Source organism: Mesorhizobium sp. P5_C1 (assembly GCF_054049815.1).
Window position 1 is genome coordinate 1 of sequence record NZ_JBFULQ010000443.1, and the last position, 4,560, is coordinate 4,560.

General features: G+C 63.7%; 4 protein-coding genes. All 4 read right to left on the reverse strand.

Going from position 1 to position 4,560, the window contains the following annotated elements; all coding sequences use genetic code 11:
- Window positions 1-975: NAD(P)-dependent alcohol dehydrogenase (locus tag ACXJ7R_RS25370; RefSeq protein WP_457154222.1), on the reverse strand; the 975-nt coding region annotated here is incomplete at its 3' end.
- A 45-nt stretch (window positions 976-1,020) separates the two neighbouring features.
- A complete protein-coding gene (gene groEL / locus ACXJ7R_RS25375) occupies window positions 1,021-2,652 on the reverse strand; it encodes a chaperonin GroEL (protein WP_457154223.1) in 1,632 nt (543 codons plus the stop codon).
- 77 nt (window positions 2,653-2,729) lie between these two features.
- Window positions 2,730-3,527: an iron-sulfur cluster assembly protein gene (locus ACXJ7R_RS25380; protein WP_457154224.1), complete on the reverse strand. Its 798-nt coding sequence runs from the start codon at window positions 3,525-3,527 to the stop codon at window positions 2,730-2,732.
- A gap of 5 nt (window positions 3,528-3,532) precedes the next feature.
- Complete coding sequence (locus ACXJ7R_RS25385) at window positions 3,533-4,555, reverse strand: amidohydrolase family protein (RefSeq protein ID WP_457154225.1); 1,023 nt, start codon at window positions 4,553-4,555, stop codon at window positions 3,533-3,535.
- Between the last annotated feature and the right edge of the window lie 5 nt (window positions 4,556-4,560).

A 4,560-nucleotide genomic window follows, 5' to 3' on the forward strand; every position in this document is an offset into this window, starting at 1 on the left:
GGCGAGATTGTATTCGGTGTAGTGCATCTTCACCTTGCCGTCGGCGTTGAGCTCCATCAGTTCGACAAGCTCGGTGAAATTGCCGACCAGGCTGCCGCCGATGTTGATCTCCTCGATGACGAGATGCGCGGTCGGTACGTTGATGTTGCCGCCATAGCCGACGACGAACAGTTGCCCGCCCTTGCGCACCATCTTCCAGCAGATGTTCTCGACACCGAGTTCACCGACGAAATCGATCACCACATGCGCCCCGCCGCCGGTGATCTGACTGACTTCCTCGACAATGTTTGGTCCGCCATCGAGGACGAAGTCGGCGCCAAGGTCCTTGGCCAGCACCCGCGCTGCCGGCTCGCGATCGACGGCGATGATGCGGCAACCCGAAATCGCGTGCAGCGATTGCAGAGCGATATGCCCAAGCCCGCCTATGCCGAGGAGCACGCAGTAACTCCCCGGCCGCAGGAGCTTGGCGGCGCGCTTGGCGGCGCGGTAGGCGGTGATGCCGGCATCGGCCAGCGGCGCCACCTCGATCGGCGTGATGTTGGCATTCAGCTTGATCAGCGAGCGTTCGCTGGTGATGAAATATTCGGCGAAACCGCCATTCATGCCAAGGCCGGGGAACTGGCCGTTGTCGCAATACATGTCCTCGCCATGGCGGCAGTTGAGGCAGATGCCGCATGAGCGGAAGGGGTGGCAGATCACCGCGTCGCCGCGCTTGACCGATCGGACGCCACTGCCGACCTCCTCGACCCAGCCGGCATTCTCGTGGCCCATGATGTAGGGCAACAGCGTGCCTTCGGGATCCATCGTCGGCTTCCACACCCCTTCGATGATGTGCAAATCGGTACGGCAGAGACCGGCGGCGCCGACCCGCACGATCACCTCGTCGGGCGCGGTGATCGTCGGCGCCTTGACCTCCTCGATCTTGAGCCGAACATTCATCTTCGGGTCGTATTCGTAGAGTCTGGCAGCTTTCATCGTCGTGTCCTTTCAACGTCGAAATCGTTGCGTTGCAATGTTGCTTCAGGCGCGGCCGAGTTTTTCCGAGCCGCCGCCACGCGCCGGACCGGCCGTCGGATCCTCATCCTCGGCGAGATCGCCAATCAGCGTTTCGGTGGTCAGGATTAGCGTCGCCACGGAAGCTGCGTTGGCGAGCGCGGTGTAGGTCACGCGGACCGGATCGATGATGCCTGCCTCGAACATATTCTGATACGCGCCGGTCGAGGCGTTGTAGCCATAGCCGCCATTGATGCGGGTGACCTCGACCACCACCGCTTCGGGATCGGCGCCGGCATTGGCGGCGATGCGCCACAGCGGCCGCGACAGGACCGAGCGCACCAGGCGCACGCCCTCGGCGACATCGCCATCGACGCCGGCCGCGACCTTGTCGAGCAGCGGCGCGATCTGCGCGAGTGCCGAACCACCGCCGGCGACCACCCCCTCCTCGGACGCGGCGCGCACCGCATTCAAGGAATCCTCGATCAGCTGGATGGTCCGCTTCTGCTCGACCGGCGTGACACCGCCGGCGTAGAGGATCGCGGTGCCGCCGGAGAGCTTGGCCAGGCGTTCGCGCAGCTTGTCCTGGTCGATGTTGGGCTGCGAGGCTTCATACTGACGCTGCACCTGGGCACGGCGCGAAGCGATTGCGCCGGGGTCGCCGCCGCCGCGAATGATCGAGGTGTAGGACGAACTGGTCTTCACCCGGTCGGCCGTCCCGAGATCCTCGGCGGTGACGTCCTCGAGCCGGCCGCCGAGATCGCGCGCGATCACCCTGCCGCCGGTGATGATGGCCAGATCCTCCATCATCGCCTTGCGCCAGTGGCCATATTCCGGCGGATGGACGACCAGGTACCGTCCCGGTCCCTGCTTGCCGAGCAGCGTCACCACCACCTCCGGCGACATTTCCTCGGACACGACCAGCAGCGGCCGGCCATCCGCGTCGGCAATGCGGCGCACCGCATCGAGCTGCCCGGGCTCCTTGATCTTGAGGTCGGTCATCAGGATGTAGGGCCGTTCGAGCACCGCCTCCATCTTCTCCTGGTCGGTCACCATGTGATGCGAGAGGTAGCCGCGTTCGAAGGACATGCCCTCGACGACATCGAGCGTGGTCTCGGTGGTAACGCTGAAATCGGTGGTAATGACGCCTTCGGCGCCCACCCGCCGATGGGCTTCCGCCACCAGCGCGCCAAGCTTGATGTTGGTCGCCGCGATATTGGCGACCGAGGCCAGGATCCCGTTGCCCTTGGCGGGTTTGGCGGAAGCCTTGAGCGCCGCCACCACCGACGCCACGGCAAGGTCGATGCCCTTGCACAGATCGACGGATTTCACCCCGCGCTCATTCGCCTCGACACCACCCTGGATGAGCGCGTTGGCGAGCACGATGGCCGTCGTGGTGCCGTCGCCGGCGATCTCGTTGGTCTGCATCGACACTTCGCGGACGACCTGCGCGCCCATGTTTTCGAAACGGTCGTGCAGTTCGATCTCGGAGGCGATGCTGACACCGTCGCGGGTCACCATCGGCGTGCCGATCGGTCGGTCGATCATGGCGTTCATGCCTTTGGGGCCGAGCGTCGGCTCGACGGCGGCGGCGAGCCGGAAGACGCCACGGGCGAGAGCACGGCGGGCCTCGGAGTTGTGAAGCATTATCTTGGGCATGATTCCTCCTTCCGCCTTACGGGCGGGTTGTTGGTTAGGGGCCTCGTGCAAGGGAGGCCGTTGCTGTCAGCTCTGCTTCAGGCGGTCGGTGCGGTCCTGGCCGGCACGCGATCCAGAATGAAATCGACCAGCGTCGGTTCGCCGTCGACCACATCCAGTTCCTTGTATCTGGTCTGCTTGAGCCCCCGGCACAGCGCGCCGTTGAACTCCATGTTGATGCGCACACCGCGCAGCTCGGCGAGATGAGCACCGAGTGCGCCAGGCGGTATGGGCTGGCCTTCCCAGGTCACGAAGACGGGATCGTCGGCCCGGCGATCGAGAAAACGCTCGAGCAGGGCCGCCCTGTATCTCGGCTTCTGCTTGGCCGCCTCGCCCGGCTCGAACCGCGCGACGTCATAGGCCGCAAGGTCCATGCCAAGGATTTCCCGATCGGTCAGGCCGTGCAGCCGCAGGCCGCGCAAAACCGCCTCCTGGCGTCGCTTGAAGGCCTTCATCCTGAAGGTCTCGCGCAAGGCGGCGAGATCCTGGTCCTCGGCAAGCACGGCAAAGATGTCGCCGAATGTCTTGCCGGCTTCCATGCCGCGATTGACCTCCTCCGCGAACATGTGGTCGTGCAACTTGACGCGATAGTCCGGCGCCCAGGAGAGCTGGTCGAGCGCCTTGCGGACGCCGTCCAGCATCAGGAACGCGAAGTTGGGCGAACACCAGTAGGTCGGCAGGCGGAAGTCGACCTCGGCGCTGCCGTCGCCCATCACCTCTGCCCGCTCGACGAAGCCCATCTCGGTGATGGCTTCGTCGAGTTCCGGGTCGTTTACCTCATCAAGGCGCCGCCAGAGTTCCTTCTCGCGGCTGCCGGAAACGCTGGCGGTTGCCATGGCCCCTACTCCGCAGCGATGCTGAAGGGCGTGCTGGCCAGCGCCTTCTTCTTGGCCTCGACGTCGATGTTGTAAAGACGCGCGGCGTTGAGGCCGAGAATCTTCTCCTTGATCTCGTCGGTCAGCTGCACGCCCCGTTCGGCGGCGATGTCCTGCGGGATCTGATAGGCCCAGAATTTGTCGACCAGCCAGCGCGGCGTCCAGATCGCATAGTCGGAACCGAACAGGATCTTCTCCGGCCCGAGCCAGAACAGGAGCTCGGCGATGACCTCGCCGAAATAGCGCGGGCGCGCATGGATGAACGGCAACGCAACCGCCAGGCCGCCATAGACGTTGGTCTCCTGCGTCGCGATCCAGCAGAAATCGTCGAGGCGCGGCAGGCCGCAATGCTCGACAATCCAGTTGAGGTTCTGGAAATCCGTCGCCGCGTGGTCGACGTCATGGACGTCGAAGGCGTCCTTCGAGAGCGGGATGATCGTCGGGCCCTTATGGACGTGGATGTTCCGGATGCCGAGCTTGTCGCAGAGTTCGAAGCATTTGTAGGCATCGGGATCGGTGAGCTTCCAGCCCTTGGAAGCGCCGTTCCATTCGGCCGTGTACATCTTCACGCCCTTGACGTTGTAGGTCTCCTTGAGGAAGTGGATGTATTCAAGCGCCTTCTCGCCGTCGCGCGGATCGAAGGCGCCGTTGACGATGAAACGCTCGGGATAGCGCTTGGCCACCTCGGCGTTGCGCTCGATCGTGTTGAAGCCGTTCTTGTAGAAGTCCTTGAGATAGGTCGACTGGACGATCGCCACATCGTCGGGACCGTCGATGAACAGGTCGCGATAGAGATCGTCAGCGCTGTACTTCTCGAACTTGCTCTTCTCCCACAGCTGGTCCTTCGGGCTCAGGCCCGTGTGATAGGCATAGAAGCACTCGATGAACTGCTTGCCGTGGATATTCTTCTGGTTCTCCGGGCTGCCGTCCCAGAAATGAGTGTGGCCGTCGACCACGAAAATGTCCTTGCCTTCCGGTGTCCTGTACATTGTTG

Excerpts from the sequence above, each read along its gene's own strand:
- ACXJ7R_RS25380 (WP_457154224.1), bottom strand. The coding sequence starts at position 3,527 with ATGGCAACCGCCAGCGTTTCCGGCAGCCGCGAGAAGGAACTCTGGCGG.
- groEL (WP_457154223.1), bottom strand. The coding sequence starts at position 2,652 with ATGCCCAAGATAATGCTTCACAACTCCGAGGCCCGCCGTGCTCTCGCC.
- ACXJ7R_RS25385 (WP_457154225.1), bottom strand. The coding sequence starts at position 4,555 with ATGTACAGGACACCGGAAGGCAAGGACATTTTCGTGGTCGACGGCCAC.